This is a genomic window from Pseudoalteromonas sp. Hal040 (genome assembly GCF_037162425.1).
In the GTDB taxonomy this organism is placed as follows: domain Bacteria; phylum Pseudomonadota; class Gammaproteobacteria; order Enterobacterales; family Alteromonadaceae; genus Pseudoalteromonas; species Pseudoalteromonas gelatinilytica.
In genome coordinates this window covers 562,898-586,470 of sequence record NZ_JARLUU010000001.1, presented here as the reverse complement: position 1 = coordinate 586,470, position 23,573 = coordinate 562,898, and the positions used below count along the sequence as shown (strand labels likewise).

The window sequence follows — 23,573 nt, the reverse complement described above, 5'->3', positions numbered from 1 at the left end:
CGCTCTCATTTTTTTGACGCTTTTTTATACTTCATCGCGACGTTGCCACCGCGCTGATAATAAAAGCAATTAACGATCCAACTTTTATAAATTTTGATCTTTTTGATCATAAAATTCAGAAAATCTAAATTTCAGGCATAAAAAAACGCACAGGGGTAACCGTGCGTTTTTCTCATCCAGGGAATTTAAGCCAGGTGTTTACACGGGATCACCGCGCTATTACTTGGCTTTAAAATATATTCCATTGCCACTTCATCGCAATTATCTTTACGAAGGCAAAGCTCACAATCTTTGATCACTTTTTCTGGCAAACTGTCTTTGCTACAAAAGCTGAAACCTTGGCTTGCAAAAAATTCTGGCACTCTTGTCAAGACAATTACCCGACTAAGCGCCAAGCTTTTGGCTTTTTTAAGCAAATGTTCAACAAGTTGACGCCCCTGCCCTGCAATTCGTGATTCGGGGTCCACCCCGAGCGAGCGAATTTCAGCAAGGCCAGTGTCGTAAATATACAGCGAGGCACAGCCAGTAACTTGGTTTTCAACCTCAGTAACAGCAAACTCATTGATTGAGTGAATCATGTCGCTCTTAGCGCGTGGTAGGTTTTCACCTACCGTCGCCCAATGCTGAATAAGCTTAGCGATTGACTCAACATCATTTAAGGTTGCGTCACGTACCGCTATTTGCTGTTTTTTTGCGTATTTAATGGCGCTTGTTACTTGCTCAAGTGACGTGCCACCCAGCGCTTTTCTTGCTTTAATACACGCGTCTATTTCTAATACAGGATATACATCTGATTCGAAAATGCTATGCACAGACTTAAATTGCTCTAAACTTAAATCTTCTAAGTTATTCCCTTGTGCAATAGCCATTTGCACGAGCGTACCAACAATGTGATGGCCTTCTCTAAATGGAATACCTTTAGCCACTAAATAGTCAGCAAGCTCAGTCGCATTTGAGTGGCCGCCTTTTGCTGCCGCTAATGTTCTCTCTGCATTAACTTTAATACCTTTAATGCATGCCTGCGCCATATGAATACATGCCAGCCAAGTTGGCATCGCATCAAATAAGCCTTCTTTGTCCTCTTGCATATCTTTATTGTAAGCAAGTGGTAGTGCTTTAAGAGTCATCATCATGGCACTGAATGCCCCAAATACACGGCCCGTTTTACCACGAATTAATTCTAGAGCATCCGGGTTTTTCTTTTGAGGCATAAGAGAAGAGCCTGATGTTACCCCATCAGAAAGCTCAATAAAGCCCGCTTCACCCGAGTTATAAAAAATTAAATCTTCTGCCATGCGCGATAAGTGGATCATCGAAATCGATGCGCAGCTTAATAACTCAACCACAAAGTCACGGTCAGATACGGCGTCAAGGCTATTACGTGTTGCACCGGTAAAACCTAACCCTTCGGCAAGAATTTGCCTATCAATTGGGTACGCTGTTCCAGCTAAAGCACCACTACCAAGTGGACAATAATTCATACGGTTCTTGGCGTCGGTTAAACGGCTTTCATCACGCTCAAGCATTTCAACATAGGCCATACACCAATGACTAAATAACACAGGTTGTGCGCGCTGTAAGTGTGTGTAACCCGGTAAAATAGTACCAAGCTCACGCTCAGCTAAGGCAATAAACTCACCTTTGAGCTCTGCAATTGCCTCAAGGATATGCTCAGCAGTATCACGACACCATAAGCGGAAATCGGTTGCAACTTGGTCATTACGACTACGACCTGTATGAAGTTTTTTAGCAAGGTCGCCCACTTTATCAATCAGTGCTGATTCAACATAAGAATGAATGTCTTCATGTCCTGCTACAGCGACTGCTTGTGGGTTTGCTTTAACCTCATCTAGCAGCTTATTAAGTGCTGCAACGAGGTCATCGTATTCTTGCTGATTAAGTACGTTAACTTGTTTTAACGCCCCTGCCCAAGCAACTGAACCAATAATGTCTTGCTCTGCAAGTTGATAATCAAAAGGAAGTGAATCGTTGAATTGTTTAAACGCTTCATCTGGACCCGTAGAAAAACGTCCGCCCCATAGTGCCATTGAACTGTCTCCAAATTCGGCTATTGCCCTGCTAGTGCAGGGCAATAATTAAATTACTTTTTCGTTAGTGCTGAGATTCTGCTTGATAGCGAGAATAAACGAATGAAGCCTTCAGCATGTGATTGGTCATATACATCATCTTCGCCAAAGGTTGCAAAGTCTTCGCTGTATAAGCTATTCGGTGATTTTTTCTGTACCGCAGTGACTTGGCCTTTATAAAGCTTAAGCACAACTTCACCCGTTGCTAACTTAGACAGAGATTCAGCCCCTGCAAGAATCGAGTCTTTTAATGGCGTAAACCAACGACCGTCATACACTAGGTGAGAGAATTCACCACCAAGCACTTCTTTCCACTTACGGCTTGATTTATCTAACACAAGCTCATCAACCGCTTGAAGAGCTGCCATGATCACTGTGCCCCCTGGTGTTTCATAACAACCACGCGACTTCATGCCAACTAAACGGTTTTCTACGATATCAACACGACCAACACCATGTGGCGCAGCAATGTCGTTTAATTTAACTAAGCAGTCATATGGTGTTAGTGATTCACCGTTTACTGCAACCACTTCACCTTCAACAACGTTTAATGTTACATATTCAGCTTCATTTGGCGCTTGCTCTGGCGAGTTAGTCCATGTCCATACTTGATCACTTGGTTGGCACCATGGATCTTCAAGTTCACCACCTTCATGAGAAATGTGCCAAGCGTTAGCATCACGGCTATAAATTTTTGTCGCTGAAGCAGAGCATGGAATATTACGCTCAGCTAAGTAATCAAGTAATGATTCACGGCTTGATAAGTCCCACTCACGCCATGGCGCAATCACTTTTAGATCCGGTGCCAATGCAGCGAAACATGACTCAAAACGTACTTGGTCGTTACCTTTACCTGTACAACCATGTGAAAGCGCATCAGCACCGACTTTACGGGCAATTTCAACTTGCGCTTTAGCAATAATCGGACGTGCCATAGACGTACCTAGTAGGTAAGTACCTTCGTAAATAGCGCCCGTTTTTAAAGTTGGGTATATATAGTCACTGACCATTTCGTCTTTTAAGTCTACGATATGACATTCCGACGCACCTGAAGCAATGGCTTTTGCTTCAACGCCTTCGAGCTCTTCTGCGCCTTGGCCTACATCAGCAACAAACGCGATTACTTCACAGCCGTAGTTTTCTTTTAACCATGGCACGATTGCCGATGTATCAAGACCACCAGAATAGGCTAGTACGACTTTTTTAATTGAACTCATTGGTGTTCCTTAAACAAAATTTGGATTTAATAATGTGACAAGTAGAGCATTTTGCGCGTGCATACGATTCTCTGCTTGTTGAATAATTTTTGATGCTGGGCCATCCATTACCTCAGAGGTAATTTCAAACTCACGATGCGCTGGCTGACAATGTAGTACAGTCTGCGCACCTGTTTTCTCTAATAGGGCTTGGTTAAGCTGGTAAGGCATATATTTAGCTTTTACCTGCTCAAGCGGTGTTTTATCACCCATTGAAACCCAGGTATCAGCATAGACTGCATTTGCGCCAACTGCCGCCTCAATTCTGTCACTTACCATAACAGACGCACCATTCATTGCTGCAATTTGCTCTGCTTGCTTGAGAATTTGTGAATCTGGCGAACTGCCTTTAGGACAAACTGCAACAAAATCAGTGCCTAAAGTGGCAGCTAATAACATTAGAGAGTGTGTGACGTTGTTACCTTCACCTAAGTAAGCAAGCTTTAGTTTGCTAACATCGCCATGCACTTCTTGCAGCGTTAAAAAGTCAGCAAGCGCTTGGCATGGGTGATATAAATCACACAGGCTATTAACGACAGGCACCGATGAGTACTCAGCAAGTGTAGTCAGTGTTTTGTGTGCATACACGCGAGCAACAATGCCATCAGCCCAAGCGGAGATATTAAGAGCAAAGTCTTTAACTGATTCACGAGCACCCATGGCACCATTTTGTGAATCTAAATAAACCGCATGACCGCCTAATTTATTAATACCAATATCAAATGACAAACGGGTACGTAAGCTGGGTTTTTCGAACAAGGTAACCACTGATTTTCCCGCTAATGCTTGGCTAAAATCAGCTGGATTTGCTTTAATTTTTTGCGCTAAGTTAAGTAATTTAAGGGCGCCTTTTTGGTCTAATTCAAGACCATTTAAGAAATTCTTTAACATGAAATACCTATGGTGTAATTTTCGTTCCTACATGCTCGCCCTTTAATAAAGCGACTAAATTCTCTGGCTTAAGCCAGCTTGAGATATACACACCACGTCGTAAATGTTGGGCAGCAAGAAGGCTGGTCTTTACTTTGACCTCCATCCCGCCCTGAATAACTCCTTCAAGGATAAGTGTTTCGATTTGCTGCGTATTAAGTTGGTGTAGTGGCTGCTTATTGGCATCAAGTACAGCTTCTACATCAGTCATAAAAATAAGTTCTGCATCAAGCTCTTTAGCGATAGCCGTCGCGGCTTCATCTGCATTGACGTTGTACCACTGACCATCTTCCCCAAAGCCAATAGAGCTCACTAGGGGTAAACGACCTTGTTCAAGCAAGCTAGGTAGCACGCTGTCACAACTACCTGAACACTGACCTACTTGCGCCAATACTTTAAGTTTTTCAGATACCAGTACACCCGCTTCATAAAGGCTTAAACCCACAGGTTTGTGACCAGCGCTGATTGCTTGGCTCATTAATTGTTTATTGGCACAACCTGCAAGGGCACCAACAATATAAGGCATTTGCTCATTTGGGCTGATACGTAAGCCTTGATGTTTTGCAGTTACAAAACCTGCGTCTTGTAACCAAGCATCCACTAAGGCACCACCACCATGAACAATGACAAAGTTATCTTGTTCAGAGGCTAAAACATCAAAAAGCGCTTTTGCTGCATCGGCGCTATTTAACACAGCACCACCGACTTTAATGATCCAAGTTTTCATTACAGCGCTCCTACTAAACCAGTGTGGTGAGGTTCACCCATGGCTAAATTAATACACTGTAATGCTTGTCCTGCCGCACCTTTTAGAAGGTTATCAATCGCTGACATAACAATGAGTTGCTCACCTTTTTGTTGCCATGCAATATCAACAAATGGTTGTTTAGCGACGCCTTTGATGCTTGGAATTTTATTGCCAAGTAAGCGAATTAACGGCTCATTAGCTAACACTTGATATGCCGCGCTCACTTGCTCTGCTGTTACGCCCGGTTTTAATTGCACATAAATAGTTTCTAAAATTCCGCGAGGAAAATTACCCAAATGTGGGGTGAATAGCACAGGGTGACCAAGGTGCTGCTCAATCTCAGGTGTGTGTCTGTGATTAAACAAACCATAAGGAGCAAGTGATACTTCGCAAAAGTGTGTATTAACACTGGCTTTTCTGCCAGCGCCTGTAACACCTGACACCGCATTAACAATAATGGCTTGATCAGCTAATAAACCTGCTTCTTTAAGTGGTTTTAAAGAATTAAGTGCTGCGGTTGGGTAACAACCCGCTACAGCAACGAGGTTTGCTTTACTAATTGCATCGCTATTCCATTCAGCTAAACCATACGCTGCTTGCTCTAAAAGCTCTGGATGTTCATGTGCGAAACCGTAATAAGTTAGGTAATCCTCATTCCCAGCTAAACGGAAACCACCAGATAGGTCGAATACTTTTTTACCCATGGCTAAAAATTGGGGAGCAAGATCAACACTGACCTTGTGGTCTGTACACAGGCACACATAATCAGCATTATTTTCGATATCTTGGAAAGCCTCAGCTGTTAGAGGCTGTAGTGGATACTCTAACAATCCAAGGTGCTCAGGGTATAAATCGCTTAATAATTTATCTTTATCTAAACTCCCTTCAGACACATAACATGCTTTTAGGGTCAGTTTTGGATGCTTAGCAACTAAACTTGCTAGCTCTGCGCCGCTATAACCACTTGCGCCAATAATCACTACATTCATTGCTTACTTTTACCTATTAAATCTGTTTATCGATACGCCTAAAATTACTCGCTGAATTGCGAATAAAAACACTGTCTAAAGTAATGAAATCAGGTTATCGTCGTTTCGTGTTCATCGTACAGCTTTACTAATATTTATGCTTAAAAAGTGAATTGATATTCATCATAAATACTTTTATATTGTTATGCAATTAGATTGAATAATTATTTTTGGATTTTTTATGTCGCTACCCTCTTTTTTATCTATGTATCAGCAGCTGATTGCAGCCCCTTCAATTAGTGCGATTGAAGATTCTTTGTGCATGAGCAATAAAGGGGTTATCACCTTGCTCGCAAATTGGTGCGAAAGCCTTGGTTTTACTTGTGAAATCACGGAGCTTGAAAACGGCAAAGGCCGTTACAACTTATTAGCCAAACGTGGTGAAGGGGATGGCGGTTTAATGCTTGCAGGTCATACCGATACGGTGCCATTTGATGATAGCCGCTGGAATTACGATCCGTTTAAACTCAGCGAGCATGACAATAAACTTTATGGTTTAGGTAGTATTGATATGAAAGGCTTTTTTGCCTTTGTATTGCAGGCAATTAGCGAGCTTGATGCTACGAAGCAAACAGAGCCACTATTGATCCTAGCCACAGCCGATGAAGAAACCACGATGGCCGGTGCACAGCAAATTTGCCGCCACCCAGATTTAAAACCAGCGCGTTGTATTATTGGTGAACCAACTGATATGACACCAGTATTTACTCATAAAGGCCATATGAGTACAGCGATTCGTGTGATTGGCCGCTCAGGCCATAGCTCTGATCCTGAGCGTGGTTTAAACGCCATCGAAGTCATGCATAAAATGATTACAAAATTGTTAATCATTAAAGAAGAGTTAAAGAATAAATATTCAGTTGACCACTTTGAAATTCCGTACCCTACTTTGAACCTTGGTCATATTCATGGTGGCGACAATGCCAACCGCATTTGTGGCTGCTGTGAAATGCACATTGATATGCGACCTTTACCTGGTTTAAGCGTGCAAGAACTGCAAGCGATTTTGCTAACTGCTGCAGAAGAAATTAATACCCAATACCCAAATGCTGTAACTGTTATCGACATGCATGAACCTATCCCTGCGTTTAGCGGCAGCACGGATACAGCATTAGTAAAGCTGGCCGAAAAAGTCTCGGGTCAACCCGCTGTTGCTGTGAACTATTGTACAGAAGCCCCTTTCATTCAACAGCTTGGCTGCGAAACCATTGTCATGGGACCGGGCTCAATTAACCAAGCCCACCAGCCAGATGAGTTTTTGGCGATGGAAAAAATTAAACCTTCGCAAGCGATTATCAGTAACATGATCAAAGCAAGCTGCTTTAGTGAATATACCCAAACCACCTAAAGATGCGAGTTTCAGTTGGAATTAAAAGCGATTTAGACAAGGCATTGATTGCAAGTAATAGTGGTTCTATTGTTAAAATCAATAACGCAGTATAAATCGCTTTTAAACCAACCCTTCGGGCGCTTCACAGGCACTTACTCTCATCGTTGTTACTTCTTTAAAAGGGACTACCATTCTTACAAAGTAACGCCTTGATATTAAGCACCTGTGAAACGCTGAATTCTGCATCTTGAGGTGGCTTGGGTATAATAAAAAGGGAGTATCACGCTCCCTTTGTTAATCCATATACTTACTTAAATATTTTTTAAATACCGGGTCGGTTTTCGCCAGCTCTTTTTGCTCCGCTAAAATATCTTTTAGAATCGCTTTAGAGGTTAATGGGTTAGCTAAAACAACGCGAAAAACCACGGTAGGTTGATGGTCATACTTTGCAGGTGTTAAACGAGTACGGGATACAAAAGAACGACCCGCTTCACGCTGACGTTTTTGCATGCTTGCAGTAAAGCGATTCAACGAAGCGTAAATATCTAATTTCGTTTCTTCGTCAGCCTCATTCAGCTTTGCTTGGATTTCTTTTGGTACGTAACGGTAGGTTAATAGGCAAAGCTCTGGCTCTGAAATTAACTCAAAGTCTTCATCTTGCTTGATCATATTGGCAAAGGTGCGTGCTTTCACGATGCTACGGTCAATCAGCATCTCATAGCCTTTTCGGCCAATAACACGTAAGCAAGCATGTACTAACATTGCCATACCAGGGCGGCTGCCCTCGAGTGTATGACTCCCTAAATCTTTTGACCCTTTACGAAGAATATATTCAGCATGATGCTCAATAGCATCCGTTGCGGCAGGGTCTTTAAACAACACTAGACCTGCCCCCATTGGCACATACATTTGTTTGTGTGCATCAATGGTAATTGAATCAGCGCGCTCAATACCGCTTAAAAGGTGGCGGTAATTTGAAGAAAGTAAGGTTGCACCGCCCCATGCAGCGTCGACATGAAAATGACAGCCAAGCTCTTCGCTCAAATCAGCCATCTCATTTAGTGGATCGATACTACCCGTTTCAGTTGTCCCAGCAACACCCACAAGCGCCATTACCTTAATACCAGACGCTTCAAGCTCATGAGCCTTTTTGCGCATCGCATCGACATCAACTTTATTATTTTCGCCAGTAGCAATGGCAATGATGTTATCGCGACCGATGCCCAGTAAATCAACGGTTTTACCTAATGAGTAATGGCCTCGCTCAGATACAAGTACAGCTAAGCCTTTGTAACCATAGTGCAGCATTCCAGCGATTAACCCCTGTGCAGCAATGCCTTTATAATCACCATCGGCTTTTAATAAACGGTTGCGGGCAATCCATAAAGCGGTAATGTTAGCGACAGTGCCACCTGAACAAAATGCGCCTAATGAGGTTTTCGCACTGTGCATCCATTTACTGTAAAAACTGTCATTTTCACCATAAGCAAGATGATGCATCATTCCCAATACTTGTCTTTCAAGTGGTGTGAATGCTTTTGAAGTTTCAATTTTTACTAGGTTTTGGTTTAGACCGACCATTAACTTAGATAGCGGTAACACAAAGTGCGGTAACGCTGAGGTCATATGGCCAATAAAGCTCGGCGCGCTGGTATGCACAGAATGAGCAACTAACTGCTCCATAATGTCTTGAGCGTAATCAGAAACAAAAGTTGGCTCTTCTGGAATAGTGGCCGTTTGAAAGTCTTTTTCAATTTCGTGCAAAGGCTTTTCAATCGCTGCAATGTTCTCATTTAGGAACCCAGCTAAATTGCTAGAAATTTCAGATTCGATTTTACTTAATGTCGAGTCTGGTGCTTCTGGCACCGTAAAAATACGAATCAAGCTTTCTTTAGAGGCGACGGCACAACGCTTTTGATCCATCCTAATACCCATAATTAGCAGCTAAAAATGCACCCGATGATGGGACACCTTGGTGAGCACTTTTGCGGCACTGTTTCTACGAAATTGGCTAACTTTACTGGAATATCACGAAAATGTCTCGCATAAAGCAAAAAAGCCCTAATTTCGATGGCAAAAAAGTGATCAGTTAATGAAATTTGCGGGCATTTTCTAGTATCAGCCCCGCATTTTTTGAGTATAATCAAATGATAACTGCTAAGGGAACCTCTATGCCCAAAGGAATGCAAAAAACCAGCTGGCTGCTATATGGCTTTGCCACATTTTTTATAAGCTTATTTGGCTATATCTATTACACCTATGAAACCACCCGCAGTGAGATCATGGAAAATATCGATAGCAAATTGCTTAATGCTGCGGTCAGTGTCAAACATATCCTCGGTGATGACTACCACAATATAGTCAATGCAGGGTTACCAGTCTCTGCGGCAATCTATAAAGAAAAAAGCCGTGCTCTATCTGAGTATGCAAAACAAATGCAATTAGCCTATGTATACGCAATGATTCTGCGCGACGGCAAAGTGTATTTTAGCGCCTCTAGCTACACGCAAAAAGATCAAAACAATGGCCGCGTTACCCAGTTTCTTGATGCCTACCCAGAAGCAACTGAACTTAATAAAGAAGCCTTTTTTTCGACTGAACCAGTCTTTGAGATCTCAAAAGATCAATGGGGCTATTTTAAAAGTATCTTTGTGACTTTTGTCGATAATAATGGTCACACTTATATCACAGGTGCCGACATAACCATTAGTGATTTGAATCAGCAACTGCAGCACAGTGTTACACGCGCAATGATCACCGGCTGCTTCTTTTTCTTTATCGCTGCACTTATTGCTGGGCTGTATTTTTTACAACTGAAACGTTCACTCTCTACGGATGCCCGCACCGGCTTTGCGAACCATGTCGCGCTGGAATACTACATAAAAAAACTACTAAACACCGCATGGAACTGGCGGTTGTTGCCATTAATGAGTTAGAAGACATTAGCAGTTTTTATGGCACGCAAGTGAGCGATAAAGTAATGGCGAACCTACTTGGCTATTTTCAATCACGAATGCCAGGCGAAGGGTTTGTTTATCGTTTAGCAACCAATAAAATTGCGCTATTGAGAACGCATAGTGATGAGCGCAATATCGATGATGTAATAACGGCCTTTAACCATGCAATTCCAGCACTAAAAGAGCCTTATATTTACGTGAGCTTGTATGCAGGTATCGCCACCGGTAATAAGCAAATGCTGATTGAAAATGCCCATGTTGCGCTGCAACAAGCAAAGCTAAATAACCAGCGTATTGTGCGTTATGAAAATGTCTTTAAACAAGTTGAAGAGCGATTTAGAAGTAACGTAACCCTTGCCAAAGAAGTAAAAGAAGCTTTCGATAACAATCGCATTGTTCCTTATTTTCAAGCTGTCTATGACAACCAGAGTAAACAGATTGACCATTATCAATGCCTTGCCAGAATGGCCAGTGCCATGGGCCGTATTCATACACCAGATTACTTTATGATGGTACTGAAGCGCTCACGGATGGACGGCCTTTTAAGACGCACCATGTTTACCCGTTGCATCGAGCAATTTAGAAAAACCAATGTGCGCTGGAGCATTAATATTACTGCGCAAGATATTCTCGATCCTAGTTTAAGCGAGTTTTTAGAGTTACAACTAAGGCGCTACCCGCAGCCCCATAATATTATTTTTCAGTTTTATGAGCGTGATGCTATCGCTTACTTTAGTGAAGTAAAAACGTTTATTAATACCCTAAAAAATAAAGGCGCTCAGGTTATTATTAATGAATTTGGCGCGGGTTTTTCAAACTTGCCCCACATCAGAAAGCTCGAAATTGATGGCCTTAAGCTTGATAAAGGATTGGTCAGCCAAATTCATATCAATGCCGATAACTATCTGTTTATTGAGAACTTGGTGAAATATGCTCAGCAACTTAAACTTGAAGTGATTGCTGAGCAAGTTGATAACGAGCAAATAGCAGACGCACTAGCTCGCGCGGGTGTGACTTTAATGCAAGGGAGTCACTTTGCACCACCGACTCCCTATATTCATTAAAGGTTGATCACCAGACGGTGACTTTGTTGACCACTGGCCCAATATTTACGTTCGAATGGGGTAATTGCAGTATCGCTTTCATATAGCTCAACATCGCACTTATGCCCTGCAAGCTCTAGTGAGCGGGCAAATTCCTTAACGTATATATCCCAGTTGCTTCTCAGCTCTAAGCGACCGCCTAATTTAACGATATATGGAAAAATTGCAGCGCCGTGCCAGCGTCTTTGCAAGTGCTTTGCTTTTGGCCAAGGATTTGGATACAACAGATAATGATGACTAGGTTGCCAGTTTGCAGCCACGGCTAAACGCCAAAAGTCGTTTAGATCTGCTTGTACTAAAATGTACTGCCCTGCATCCGTTTGCTTGTACTCGATATCATGCTTGTCTAAACGATGTGATGATTTATCAATGCCAATCACCAGCGCATCGGGGTGACGTTTTGCTAAGTTAGCGGTGCTTTCACCCACACCACAACACGAATCAAGAATGAGCGGCCCGTTAAACGCCTGCACCTTCTCGTTAACCTGATCAAAAGCCGCTTGCGTATGCTCTGCAATCGGCTTTTTAAATTCAGCACTTAAGTGCTTTAAAACAATTTCGTCTAGCTTTTCATGTAAGCCAGGTTGATTCGATACAATACTTCTCGAATTTGCATCCGTCATTAATGTCTAAGCCCCACACCACGTTTAATAAGGGTTAATGCTAACGTAAATAAACCTACAATAAATAAACCAAGTACACCAAATGCTACCGATAAATCGACATCAGACACACCTAAGAAACCATATCTAAATGCATTCACCATATAAATAATTGGATTTACTTGCGATACGCCTTGCCAAAATTCTGGCAACAAGGTGATAGAGTAAAACACCCCACCGAGATAAGTCAGCGGCGTTAAAATAAAGGTCGGGATAATACTAATATCATCAAAGCTATTAGCATAAATTGCATTGATAAGACCGCCTAACGCAAACACAGCCGACGTTAAAATAACCGTTGCCATAATCACAAAAATATTATGAATTTGAATATCAACAAATAGCAAAGAAACACTGGTAACAATTAAACCAACCAGCATGCCTCGTGTCATGCCACCGCCCATGTAGCCAAGTACAATGATGTAATTGGGCACTGGTGCAACTAATAGCTCTTCAATGCTTTTTTGAAATTTAGTCGAATAGAAACTCGAAGCAACATTCGAGTAAGAGTTGGTGATCACCGACATCATAATCAGACCCGGGACAATAAACTCCATATAAGTAAAGCCACCCATATCACCGATACGAGAACCAATCAGATTACCAAAAATCACAAAATACAGGCTCATCGTGATTGCAGGTGGAACTAAGGTTTGCACCCAAATACGTAAAAAGCGAATACACTCTTTGATCCAAATACTTTTTAGCGCTACTCCATATCTAAACATTATTCGCCTCGCCCTTGTTCTAATAAGCCTACAAACAGCTCTTCTAATCGGTTTGCTTTATTTCGCATACTCAGCACAGTATTACCTTGTTCAGTCAGCGCACTAAATACTTGGTTTAAACCCTGAGACTTCGCCACTTCAACTTCTAAAGTGTGATCATCAGTGAGTGTGTATTTGTAACCGTCGATGCTAATTGGCTGCACAGGTTGCTTTAAATCCAGTACAAAGGTTTCTTTATCAAGCTTGGCTAGTAACGCTTTAATGGTGGTGTTTTCAACAATCACACCGCTGTCGATAATCGCGATGTTTTTACATAACAGCTCAGCTTCTTCTAGATAATGGGTGGTCAAGATGATGGTCACACCTTGCTTATTAATCTCGCGAAGAAAATCCCACATAGAGCGGCGTAGCTCAATATCAACACCGGCTGTTGGTTCATCTAATATGAGTAACTTAGGTTCATGCATCAGGGCACGAGCAATCATTAAACGGCGTTTCATACCGCCTGAAAGAGTGCGCGCTTGTTTATCTTTTTTCTCAAATAAACCTAGCTGCTTTAAGTATTTTTCAGCACGCTCATGCGCTAGCTTTCTTGGTACACCGTAATAACCCGCTTGGTTTACCAAAATTTGATTTAGTGTTTCAAACTGACTGAAATTAAATTCTTGCGGTACTAAGCCTAGTTCAGACTTAGCGGCTTCAAGGTCTGTATCAATGTCGTGACCAAACACCTGAACCCGACCAGCACTTTTGTTCACTAACGATGAGATAACACCAATGGTGGTTGATTTACCTGCACCGTTTGGTCCAAGTAAAGCAAAGAAATCGCCTTGCTGAACTTGTAAATCAATGCCTTTTACGGCTTCAACACCATTTTTATAAACCTTTTTTAGGCCTTCAATATTTAATGCGATCGTTTTTTCGCTCACTGTTTGCCCTCTCCATAACCCCAACGTTTCGTCAAAGTATGTTCAATGTTTAAATGATCTAAAATTCGCGCCACCATAAAATCAACCAGATCTGAAATCTGCTCTGGTTGATGATAAAACCCCGGAGCTGCTGGCATAATGGTTACGCCTAGCCTTGCTAGCTTCAGCATGTTTTCAAGGTGAATTTCGCTAAATGGCGTTTCACGCGGGACTAAAATCAGCTGCCCACGCTCTTTAATCACCACGTCAGCAGCGCGTTCAAGTAAGTTATCTGACGCACCGACCGCAATTGCAGACACTGAACCTGCACTACACGGACAAACCACCATTTTTTTCGGCGCAGCTGAGCCTGATGCAACAGGACTAAACCAGTTGTCTTTACCAAATACTTTGAGTTGCTCAGGGGCAGCATTAAAACGTGTACTAAGCTGCTCTGTCGCTTTGTCTTCGTTGCCTGAAAGTTTAATATTCGATTCAGTATCAAGCACCACTCTTGCCGCACTTGAGATCAGTACATACACCTGAAACTGCTGTTCAAGTAATACCTCTAATAAACGTAAGCCATAGGGAGCACCTGAAGCACCGCTAAAAGCTAACGTTATTTTATCTTTAAATTGCATACAGTTAAGCTCCGTATACTGGTTAGTTTTGTTCAAGAGCAGAGATTAAACGCTGATGAATACCTTCAAAACCACCATTACTCATAATTAAAATATGTTGTGACGGTGCACTGTTGCCAACAACCTGAGTAATGATTTCCTCAGTGCTTTTCATGCAATGCATACCGGCTTTGTCTGCATATTCTTTAAGTGACCAGCTTAAATTTTCTGGCTCAAATAAATACACATCATCTGCTGCATCGAGAGAGTCAATTAGGGTTTGTTGATGCACGCCCATTTTCATAGTGTTTGAACGAGGCTCTAAAATAGCAATGATCTTATCAGTGCCTACTTTTGCACGTAGCCCTGCTAAGGTTGTTTTAATTGCCGTTGGATGATGGGCAAAGTCGTCATACACTTTTATCGAGTTAATGTCGGCTTTAAGCTCCATACGGCGCTTAGGAGAGATAAACTCAGCTAAGCCTGCAATACTGATAGATACCGCGATACCGACGTGTCTGGCTGCTGCAATGGCCATAATGGCATTTTTGACATTGTGCTCACCCATGGCTTGCCAGCTGACAACACCTTGCACTTGTGAATTTAATAGCACTTCAAACTCGCTACCATCAGCTTTAAGTAAACGGTAATCCCAATCACCCGAGAGTGTTTCGCTCTCGCTCCAAAGGCCACGTTCAATCACATCTTGTAGTGCTTCGTCTTGGCTTGGCCAGATCACTTTGCCACTACAGGGTAATGTACGCATCAAGTGATGAAATTGTTTCTTTATCGCGTTTAAATCTTCAAAAATATCAGCATGATCAAATTCAAGATTATTTAGAATTAAGGTACGCGGTAAGTAATGAACAAATTTACTGCGTTTATCGAAAAACGCCGTGTCGTATTCGTCGGCTTCAATAACAAAAAATGGCGTTTCGCCAACACGGGCAGACACCCCAAAATTTTGTACGATACCGCCAATCAAAAAGCCCGGTTTCATTCCCGCGTATTCTAGTAACCATGCCAGCATACTCGCTGTAGTCGTTTTACCATGGGTACCAGCGACAGCTAAAACCCACGAGCTTTGCAGTAAATTATGCTTTAACCATTCTGGACCAGAAGTATAAGGCAAGCCTTTATCAAGTACGTATTCAACGCAAGGGTTACCTCGGCTCATAGCATTACCAATCACCACCATATCTGGCGCGGGTTCTAGTTGGGCAACGTCATAACCTTGGGTGAGTGTAATACCTAGCTCTTCTAATTGCGTGCTCATCGGCGGGTACACATTTTGATCAGAGCCTGTCACGGTGTGACCTAACGATTTAGCGATTGCGGCAATTCCCCCCATAAAGGTGCCACAAATTCCAAGAATATGAATATGCATCTACTGTCCTGAGCAAAATGATTAAGAGATAAGTAAGGCGCTATAATGCCAAATATAAGCTTTACTTACCATTACTACACAGCAATAGACTTTTGCCAAATAGCCAACATAAAAAAACACCTCAATCTGAGGTGTTTTTCGAATTAAAGTGAATACTTATTTTATAGCATTAAGAATGCAAACAAACCTAAACCTAATAGTAAGCGGTAGATAACAAATGGCATCATGCCCATGCGCTCAATCACTTTTAAGAAAAAGAAAATACATGCATAAGCCGACACAAATGATAAACCTGCGCCTAGTAAAATAGCATGCCAATCAATTGCCTCGCCCGCTGTTGCAAGCTGATACACATAATATGAACCTGCTGCGGCAATCACAGGGATTGACATTAAAAATGAAAAACGTGCAGCGCTTTGCTTGTTTAAGCCCAGCATTAAACCCACAGTAATGGTAATACCTGAACGCGATGTTCCAGGGAAAACCATAGCGAGAACTTGCGAAAAGCCTAACAATAACGCGCTAAAAAAGTTTATTTGGTAAATATTCTTAACTTGCTTTGCTTTTACGTCGGCATACCAAAGTAACAAACCAAATACGATGGTTGAGGTGGCTATAACCCATGCATTACGCGAGTAGCTTTCAACAAAATCTTTGAATAGGTAACCAATTAATAATGCAGGTATAGTCGCTACAATAATCCACCAGCCTAAACGACTATCATCGGTTGCTCCTTGTGAGCCAAATGATTTAAACCAAGCGCCGAGAATATCCACCACTTCTTTACGAAAATACAGTACCACCGCACCTAACGTACCTACGTGTACCGCAACATCAAATGCTAAGCCTTGGTCGTGCCAACCTAAAACTTGTGAGGGTAAAATTAAATGAGCTGAGCTCGAAATAGGTAAAAACTCAGTCAATCCTTGAATTAAGGCTAAAACAATTATCTCTATAATACTCATGGGTTAGAAAACTCCACCTTCCATAGTTTTTGTTGTGGGTTGTTATAATTATTCCATAACTCAGCCAAAGTTAGCTTAGCTACAGGGTGAAAAAAGTCGGGAGCTATTTCAGCAAGAGGCTGTAATACAAACGCATTTTTGGTTATTTCATCCCGCGGTAACTGCGCAGGCGAATCACAGATAATGTCATCATAAAACAATAAATCAAGGTCTAATGTGCGCGGGCTAAACTTTTTATCCTCACGGGTACGGCCATTATCAAGTTCAATTTTTTTCAAAAGTTTACAGAGTTCAGCTAATGGCATATCGGTTTTTGCAGCAACCACTGAATTATAAAAATTGTTACCTGCAAACCCCACCGCTTCACTTTCATAAACAGACGAGTGTATAAAGTCAGGAAAATAAGGCTTTAAGGCAATAAGCGCTTGTCGAAGATAATGCTCTTTGTTGACATTAGAGCCTAGGCTTATAAATATTTGCGCCATGTTAGTTTGCCTTACGACGGGTGATCTCAACTCCCACAGTTTGCGCTTGTGGCACTGCGGCTGGTTTACTAACACGAATAGTCACTTGACTGGTCGCAAACTCAGCAAGGATCAATGCAGCTAATTGCTCAACTAAAGTTTCAAGTAATTCAACAGGTTTTGCTGTTGTGTGCTCAATCACTCGCTCACTCACCTTGGCATAATCAAGGGCTAAATTAATATCATCCGTTGCCGCCGCGGCTGAAATATCACATAACATTTCAATATCAAAATACAGGCTTTGTTTACTTTCTTTTTCAAAATCATACACGCCAATGATGGTGTCTACGTGCAGTTGTGATATATATACCTTGTCCATTGATACTCCAAGTGACATAAATATTAAAAACAATACTCATCCTAAACGCTTATTGATTTCAATAATGCGCTGTATAAGCTGTCATAGTGTTTTAATATATAAAAATTACCCCTACAATAACGGATAGATGCATTGCAATATGGTGCTTACATACTACTCGATGAGAGCGGCAGATGGTTTTGCCGCCAATGATAGCCCAAAAGTGCAGATTAAAAAATAAGGAAGCGCGTGTTAGAAGTTTTAATGTTAGTTTTAGCTTACATACTGGGATCGGTCTCTTCCGCTATCCTTGTATCACGGCTGTTTAAACTACCAGACCCACGCAGTCATGGATCGAATAACCCAGGTGCTACAAATGTTTATCGCCTTGGTGGTAAAGTCCCCGCTGTTTTAGTTCTTGTCTTTGATATTTTAAAAGGAACCATTCCTGTTTGGGGTGCCTACTTTTTAAAAATAGACCCACTAATGTTAGGTTTAATTGGTGTGGCAGCCTGTTTAGGCCATATGTATCCACTGTTTTTTAGTTTTAAAGGTGGTAAAGCCGTCGCGACCGCTTTTGGCACATTATTACCGATTGGTTTATCGCTAGGTGGGATGTTGATTGCAACGTGGATCTTAATTGTTGCTATTACGCGTTATTCATCACTTGCGGCACTGATCACGGTTTCATTAGCACCTCTTTATACGTGGTGGATAAAACCTTTGTATACCTTGCCCGTTACCTTTTTAACGGTACTGATAATTTTCCGTCACAGAGCAAATATTACTCGCTTGATGGCTGGGGAAGAACCTAAAGTAGGGGCTAAGAAAAAAGCCCCTGAACAAGAATAGCGAGCAGTTATAAGGCTTCGAGTGAATCAATAGGCCAGCGCGGCTTAGTTTTCATATCGAGGCTTGCAAATTGACCGGCTTTCAAACGCTGCATACCAGCGTAAGCAATCATTGCACCGTTATCTGTACAAAACTCTGTGCGCGGATAATACACGCGCCCTTTCATGCCTTGCATTACTCGTTCAAGTTGCGCACGCAGCTGCACGTTAGCACTTACACCACCAGCAATCACTAAACGTTTGATACCGGTTTGTTTTAATGCACGTTTGCATTTAATGATTAAGGTATCAATAACTGCTGTTTGGAATGCATGAGCAATATCAGCTTTAGTTTGTTCATCATCATCGCTATCACGAATCGCAAGGGATGCCGCTGTTTTTAAACCACTAAAGCTAAAATCTAAGCCTGGTTTATCAGTCATCGGACGCGGGAAAACAAAACGCTCAGGCGAACCTTGTTCTGCAAGTTTTGCTAAACGTGGGCCGCCAGGGTAATCAAGACCTAATAACTTAGCGGTTTTATCGAATGCTTCACCAGCGGCGTCATCAACTGACTCACCTAATACTTCGTATTCACCAATGCCAGATACTTTAACCATCATAGTATGACCGCCAGACACCAATAGTGCGATAAACGGAAACTCAGGTTTATCCTCTTCAAGCATTGGCGCAAGTAAGTGGCCTTCCATATGATGAACAGCAACTGCAGGAATATTCCAACCATAGGCTAAAGAGCGACCAATAGAAGTACCTACAAGGAGCGCCCCAACAAGTCCAGGCCCTGCGGTATAAGCAATGCCATCTAAGTCTTCTGGGCCACAGCCCGCTTGTGCAAAGGCGGCATCAATTAAAGGTAAGGTTTTACGCACGTGATCCCGTGAAGCAAGTTCAGGTACCACACCGCCGTAATCAGCATGTACTTTTACTTGGCTATACAGTTGATGTGCTAATAAGCCTTGTTCATCATCATAAATGGCAATACCTGTTTCATCACATGATGATTCAATACCTAAAATTCGCATCAATTACTCCGCCAGAAAAAACAAACGCGCATTTTACAGCGAAAACACGCATTACTAAATATTAAATTGCAATACCAATGTTGGTTTGACCGTCAGATACCGCCAGCTGCTTAAGCTCTTTTACGTTCTCTGAGGTAATTCGGCCCATTTGCTCTACAAAATCAATAAGCTCTGCAAGTACATCAATTTCGTATTGCATTAAAGGGTGTTCACGTACGGCTTTGTTATCTGCTACTTCACCATCAACCGTTAGTTGGTACTCTATGAAGCGTGCCACCGAGGCCTGTGAAATTTTACTGATGCTCAAGAACTCTTGTTCATCTTTTGCAATCAACCCATGCAACATACCTAATAAAGCGGTTGCTGTATCGATTGCAGGATAAGTCCCAAACATATCAAAGTCGCTCAGCTCCGGTACATTTGGTTCAATTTTCTCAATCTGCTTTTCAAGGCTAATCTTACTTTTTGGCAGTAAGATTTTTTCCCAGCACACATTTAGTGCACTACGAAATACCGCGGCATCACCAAACCCAGTTGCTTCACTAAACAAGCTATAGTTAGGCAGCATACGTTCAAGTAATGCCCCGCCTAACACCGCTTTTTGCAAATAGTTTAATTCTCTAATACGTTGAAAATTATTCGCTTTCGTCATTCTTTACAGTCCCACAAGACCAACATATTTCAAATGTTGCTCCGTTAAGCTCATGACATTTTGGGCATACCCAGTCAGGAGCCGATTGTTTTAATTGCCGGTAGTTTAGCAATATTTCTTGCGCCTGGCGCTCTTTTAATGCGTAAACAAGTATATCAACCCCTGTTTGTTCAAATGGGATTTCCCCAAGCGCCCCTTGTAAAAGCTCTCCTTGTAGTTGCGATTCAATCCCTTTACTTTTTAAAAGCCCTTTAATAATGTTTGCTTCTAAGCCGTTTTCAGCCTGAAACACTTTCACCCAAGCGAATGGGTCCTGCTTGGCTGGTTGATTTAAATTATTGTTTTGCAAATCACTTCCCTTTTACTTTTCTATCTTTAAATCCTAAACTACGCTAGCAACTAACTTCGCTGCAATGCTTATTTCAAGGTAGCCACATGACTTTAACAACACCGGGATTGTTATTCCCTGCGATCTCTTTACTGTTACTTGCTTACACTAATCGCTTTTTAGTGCTTGCTCAGCTTATTCGAGAACTCAATGCACGTGAAGGAGAAAGTATCCGCCCATTGGTTGTTGCGCAAATTACCAATTTAAGAAAACGCATTAAATTAATTCGCGTAATGCAGGTTTATGGCGTTGCCTCTTTTTTAATGTGTACCTTATCAATGTTTGCATTATTCATCGAATTTAATACCACAGGTATCATTTTATTTGGTATCAGCCTGGCGTGCTTAGCCTTGTCGCTTCTCACCTCTTTGTATGAGATTCACATTTCATGTGATGCTATTGAAATCGAATTGAAGAATATCGAAAAAAAACCAGTTTCAGATAAGGCAGAGTAAATTTCTGCCTCTATACTTATTGTATGAGATACAACAATAAGTGGTGTTTTTGTGGATGATTTCTTATTTTCTGAAGAACAGTTAGAAGAAAATAATGTACAAACTGAAGAACCTGAATACTGGCATATTCTTGTTGTTGATGATGAAGAAGATATTCACCAAGTTACGAAACTAGTATTAGCTGGGTTTACTTTTGAAAATAAAAGTCTGCGCTTTTATGACGCCTATTCTGCTGCCGAAGCAAAAGAGTTTCTAAAAAAAGACATTCCATTTTCTGTCGCTCTCGTTGATGTAGTCATGGAAACCAACCACGCTGGTCTTGAACTCATTCAATACATTCGCGATGAAATAGAAAACCACGATATTCGCTTAATACTACGCACAGGTCAGCCAGGTGAAGCCCCTGAAGAAGCGATTATCCGCGATTACGACATTAATGATTATAAAAATAAAACTGAGCTAACCGCGATTAAAATTAAAACCCTGCTCTACTCGGCGTTAAGAGCACACCGCGATATTCAAATTATTGACCGCCACAAGCATGGCCTTGAACAGATCATCAATGCATCTGCTAACTTTTTAAAATGTGACAGTGTTCATGAATTTGCTTCAACAATTTTAAGCCATGTCACTAATGTGATGGGAATTAATGACACGCAAATTTATTGTGCTGCGGCCGTTAATCTGCAATCGTCACCAGCAAAAGATTTTCAATTGCTTGCCGCCTCTGGCGTGGGTCCTACACCAAAGCAAAACACCATCCCTGACGAAGTAAAAAACTTATTTATAGATGCCCACGAGCGAAAATCATCACTGAAAACAAGTAATGATTATATTGGTTACTTCCCTACCAAAGCGGGTCTTGAAACCATGCTCTATGTTCACAAAGGCAGTAAGTTACAGCCCACAGAGCATCAGCTACTAGAGTTTTATGCCAACAATATTGCACTCGCCTACGACAACTTAAAGCTCAGAGAAATGGTGAAAGAGTCGCAAAAAGAGTTGTCTTATATTCTTGGTGAAGCGGTTGAAAAGCGCTCTAAAGAAACAGGCTCTCATGTTAAGCGTGTTGCATTATACAGCGAGTTACTGGCACAGCTTTCAGAACTTAACCCATTTCAATGTGAAATCATTAAGCTTGCATCACCACTGCACGACATTGGTAAGATTAGCATTCCCGACAGCATATTGAATAAACCGGGCAAACTGACTGATGATGAATGGGAAATAATGAAAACCCATGCCGAAATTGGTTACGAAATATTAAAAAATTCAAGTAACGAGATATTGACATGCGGCGCTTTAATTTCTTATCAACACCATGAAAAGTGGGACGGTTCAGGCTATCCACAAGGTTTAATTGGTGACGATATTAATATTGTTGGCCGCATTACCGCCCTTGCTGATGTGTTTGATGCGCTTTGTAGCGACCGTTGTTATAAGAAAGCGTGGCCATTAGATGAGGCACTATTACTAATAAAAGACCAGCGCGCGAAACATTTTGATCCAATTCTAGTCGACTTACTACTTGAAAATTTACCACTTTTCTTAGAGATTAAAGACCGTTACCCTGATTAATTGTAACTTTTCTGTAAAACAAACACTTCCCAAAAAGGGTACAATAATTTACTATGCCCACCGTGAAGTATAATAATACCGCCTGGACGTAAAGGGCTTACTTATAACAAGGGACTATTAAAGTGAGATTTGAACAACTTGAACAATTTGTAGCACTAGGCGTGCTGAGGCATTTCCGCCAAGCTGCAGAAAAAACCCAAATTAGCACTTCAGCGTTAACTCGCAGCATCCAAACGCTTGAAGACGAAATTGGCTATGAACTCGTTACCCGCTCTACTCGCTCTGTAAAGTTAACCAAAGAAGGTGAACTTTTCCTAGAGTACGCTAAACAAACCCTCGACAACCTTGAAGAAACCAAAAAACGTTTATTCGAGTCATTGAATGGCTGTGCTAACGAGAAGCTAGTTATTGGCTATACCAATAAAGCAAGCACGGTAGTACCAGTATCTTGCGGTCAGTTTTTAGCGCAGTATCCACACGTTAAAATTGAGATGCAGTTACAAGAGCAAAGTGAGCTTGTACGTAAACTACAATTAGGTGAAATTGATATCAGTGTATGTTCTCAAGCGATGAACAGCATTGGCAGTGACATTCATTTACCTGATCAACTGATCATTTTTGTGGCTAAAAACCACCCGCTTGCAAATAAGAGCGATATTAGCAAACGCGACTTTGCAGACTACCCAATGTACAGCTGTTTTTCACAGTCGAAACAAGTGCAGTCTATGCTAAACGATGCAATCGAATCTTTTGATAAAACATCAAGTATCAAAGTAGGTAGCATTGAACAAGTAATGGACGGCCTTAAAAAGTCGAATCACATCGCCATTGCCAGTATTGAACACACAAATATTGTCTCTTCAGACCCAGAATTACTATTATTGAAAACCAATAAAGGCATCGCACACGAGCAGCTTGTGATCCAAACAAACCAACAAATCAATGAGAACTCTCACGTTAGTCATTTACTTGATCTCATTGAAAAAACAGCATTAGCAAGCCAAGGCTAAGCGCCGTTTAATTACCGCTAGCCTGAAATAAATCAGGCTAGCTAATCCGCCTTTATTTTTCACACTCTCTACTGCATAAAAAGCGT

General features: G+C 41.6%; 24 protein-coding genes. 7 read left to right on the top strand and 17 right to left on the bottom strand.

Going from position 1 to position 23,573, the window contains the following annotated elements; genetic code table 11:
* Positions 1–185 precede the first annotated feature (185 nt).
* Genes argH through argC form a run of 5 tightly spaced genes read right to left on the bottom strand, consistent with a single transcriptional unit; the run spans position 186 to position 6,010 of the window.
* Positions 186–2,048: an argininosuccinate lyase gene (gene argH / locus P4S60_RS02670; protein ID WP_337114916.1), complete on the bottom strand. Its 1,863-nt coding sequence runs from the start codon at positions 2,046–2,048 to the stop codon at positions 186–188.
* Positions 2,049–2,101: 53 nt separating this feature from the next.
* Entirely contained in the window at positions 2,102–3,304 is a 1,203-nt protein-coding gene (locus P4S60_RS02665; protein ID WP_337114915.1) for an argininosuccinate synthase, read from the bottom strand.
* Positions 3,305–3,313: 9 nt separating this feature from the next.
* Positions 3,314–4,234, bottom strand: coding sequence for an ornithine carbamoyltransferase (locus P4S60_RS02660; RefSeq protein ID WP_063703145.1), 921 nt, complete (start codon positions 4,232–4,234; stop codon positions 3,314–3,316).
* A 7-nt stretch (positions 4,235–4,241) separates the two neighbouring features.
* Positions 4,242–5,000: an acetylglutamate kinase gene (gene argB, locus P4S60_RS02655; RefSeq protein ID WP_337114914.1), complete on the bottom strand. Its 759-nt coding sequence runs from the start codon at positions 4,998–5,000 to the stop codon at positions 4,242–4,244.
* The gene (argC, locus tag P4S60_RS02650; RefSeq protein ID WP_337114913.1) at positions 5,000–6,010 is read right to left on the bottom strand and encodes an N-acetyl-gamma-glutamyl-phosphate reductase; all 1,011 of its coding nucleotides are present in this window, start codon (positions 6,008–6,010) and stop codon (positions 5,000–5,002) included. Before argC ends, argB begins: the two co-directional genes overlap by 1 nt.
* Before the next feature lie 220 nt (positions 6,011–6,230).
* Here argC and argE point away from each other — a divergent pair, with 220 nt between their 5' ends.
* Positions 6,231–7,397, top strand: coding sequence for an acetylornithine deacetylase (argE, locus tag P4S60_RS02645; RefSeq protein ID WP_337114912.1), 1,167 nt, complete (start codon positions 6,231–6,233; stop codon positions 7,395–7,397).
* 276 nt (positions 7,398–7,673) lie between these two features.
* Here argE and panP read toward each other — a convergent pair whose 3' ends face one another.
* Complete coding sequence (gene panP / locus P4S60_RS02640; protein ID WP_337114911.1) at positions 7,674–9,302, bottom strand: pyridoxal-dependent aspartate 1-decarboxylase PanP; 1,629 nt, start codon at positions 9,300–9,302, stop codon at positions 7,674–7,676.
* A gap of 248 nt (positions 9,303–9,550) precedes the next feature.
* Between panP and P4S60_RS02635 the strand changes: the two genes are divergently transcribed.
* Positions 9,551–10,315, top strand: coding sequence for a hypothetical protein (locus P4S60_RS02635; protein WP_337114910.1), 765 nt, complete (start codon positions 9,551–9,553; stop codon positions 10,313–10,315).
* Positions 10,282–11,400: an EAL domain-containing protein gene (locus tag P4S60_RS02630; RefSeq protein WP_337114909.1), complete on the top strand. Its 1,119-nt coding sequence runs from the start codon at positions 10,282–10,284 to the stop codon at positions 11,398–11,400. Before P4S60_RS02635 ends, P4S60_RS02630 begins: the two co-directional genes overlap by 34 nt.
* Here the strand turns inward: P4S60_RS02630 and trmB are convergent.
* From trmB to folB, 8 genes are all read right to left on the bottom strand, one after another.
* A complete protein-coding gene (gene trmB, locus P4S60_RS02625; protein WP_138619242.1) occupies positions 11,397–12,062 on the bottom strand; it encodes a tRNA (guanine(46)-N(7))-methyltransferase TrmB in 666 nt (221 codons plus the stop codon). The two genes, P4S60_RS02630 and trmB, sit on opposite strands and share 4 nt — an antisense overlap.
* Positions 12,062–12,829, bottom strand: a complete 768-nt coding sequence (locus tag P4S60_RS02620; protein WP_337114908.1) for an ABC transporter permease — start codon at positions 12,827–12,829, stop codon at positions 12,062–12,064. The genes trmB and P4S60_RS02620 overlap by 1 nt, the downstream gene beginning before the upstream one ends.
* Complete coding sequence (locus tag P4S60_RS02615; RefSeq protein ID WP_063703115.1) at positions 12,829–13,758, bottom strand: ABC transporter ATP-binding protein; 930 nt, start codon at positions 13,756–13,758, stop codon at positions 12,829–12,831. Before P4S60_RS02615 ends, P4S60_RS02620 begins: the two co-directional genes overlap by 1 nt.
* The gene (locus P4S60_RS02610) at positions 13,755–14,378 is read right to left on the bottom strand and encodes a flavin prenyltransferase UbiX (protein WP_337114907.1); all 624 of its coding nucleotides are present in this window, start codon (positions 14,376–14,378) and stop codon (positions 13,755–13,757) included. Before P4S60_RS02610 ends, P4S60_RS02615 begins: the two co-directional genes overlap by 4 nt.
* Before the next feature lie 22 nt (positions 14,379–14,400).
* Positions 14,401–15,744 carry a UDP-N-acetylmuramate:L-alanyl-gamma-D-glutamyl-meso-diaminopimelate ligase gene (gene mpl / locus P4S60_RS02605; RefSeq protein WP_337114906.1) on the bottom strand — a complete coding sequence of 448 codons (1,344 nt, stop codon included), beginning with the start codon at positions 15,742–15,744 and terminating at the stop codon, positions 14,401–14,403.
* Positions 15,745–15,905: 161 nt separating this feature from the next.
* Positions 15,906–16,709, bottom strand: a complete 804-nt coding sequence (locus P4S60_RS02600; protein WP_337114905.1) for an undecaprenyl-diphosphate phosphatase — start codon at positions 16,707–16,709, stop codon at positions 15,906–15,908.
* Complete coding sequence (folK, locus tag P4S60_RS02595; protein ID WP_188727960.1) at positions 16,706–17,194, bottom strand: 2-amino-4-hydroxy-6-hydroxymethyldihydropteridine diphosphokinase; 489 nt, start codon at positions 17,192–17,194, stop codon at positions 16,706–16,708. The genes P4S60_RS02600 and folK overlap by 4 nt, the downstream gene beginning before the upstream one ends.
* A gap of 1 nt (position 17,195) precedes the next feature.
* The gene (gene folB, locus P4S60_RS02590; RefSeq protein ID WP_337114904.1) at positions 17,196–17,552 is read right to left on the bottom strand and encodes a dihydroneopterin aldolase; all 357 of its coding nucleotides are present in this window, start codon (positions 17,550–17,552) and stop codon (positions 17,196–17,198) included.
* A 228-nt stretch (positions 17,553–17,780) separates the two neighbouring features.
* Here folB and plsY point away from each other — a divergent pair, with 228 nt between their 5' ends.
* A complete protein-coding gene (gene plsY, locus P4S60_RS02585) occupies positions 17,781–18,383 on the top strand; it encodes a glycerol-3-phosphate 1-O-acyltransferase PlsY (RefSeq protein WP_119852424.1) in 603 nt (200 codons plus the stop codon).
* 7 nt (positions 18,384–18,390) lie between these two features.
* On the opposite strand, the gene tsaD is transcribed toward plsY, so the two are convergent.
* The 3 genes from tsaD to P4S60_RS02570 form a co-directional block, all read right to left on the bottom strand.
* A complete protein-coding gene (gene tsaD / locus P4S60_RS02580; protein ID WP_063703101.1) occupies positions 18,391–19,404 on the bottom strand; it encodes a tRNA (adenosine(37)-N6)-threonylcarbamoyltransferase complex transferase subunit TsaD in 1,014 nt (337 codons plus the stop codon).
* Positions 19,405–19,465: 61 nt separating this feature from the next.
* Positions 19,466–20,056 (bottom strand): YjaG family protein, encoded by a 591-nt coding sequence (locus tag P4S60_RS02575; RefSeq protein WP_063703099.1) that lies wholly within the window; start codon positions 20,054–20,056, stop codon positions 19,466–19,468.
* Positions 20,040–20,405, bottom strand: a complete 366-nt coding sequence (locus tag P4S60_RS02570) for a putative signal transducing protein (protein WP_054560955.1) — start codon at positions 20,403–20,405, stop codon at positions 20,040–20,042. The genes P4S60_RS02575 and P4S60_RS02570 overlap by 17 nt, the downstream gene beginning before the upstream one ends.
* Before the next feature lie 86 nt (positions 20,406–20,491).
* Between P4S60_RS02570 and P4S60_RS02565 the strand changes: the two genes are divergently transcribed.
* The 3 genes from P4S60_RS02565 to P4S60_RS02555 all read left to right on the top strand — a co-directional run bounded on the left by P4S60_RS02565 (position 20,492) and on the right by P4S60_RS02555 (position 23,487).
* Entirely contained in the window at positions 20,492–20,899 is a 408-nt protein-coding gene (locus P4S60_RS02565; RefSeq protein WP_054560956.1) for a DUF2721 domain-containing protein, read from the top strand.
* 51 nt (positions 20,900–20,950) lie between these two features.
* Positions 20,951–22,477, top strand: a complete 1,527-nt coding sequence (locus P4S60_RS02560) for a response regulator (protein ID WP_063703096.1) — start codon at positions 20,951–20,953, stop codon at positions 22,475–22,477.
* Between the two features lie 122 nt (positions 22,478–22,599).
* Positions 22,600–23,487: a LysR family transcriptional regulator gene (locus tag P4S60_RS02555; protein ID WP_063703094.1), complete on the top strand. Its 888-nt coding sequence runs from the start codon at positions 22,600–22,602 to the stop codon at positions 23,485–23,487.
* Positions 23,488–23,573: the final 86 nt, after the last annotated feature.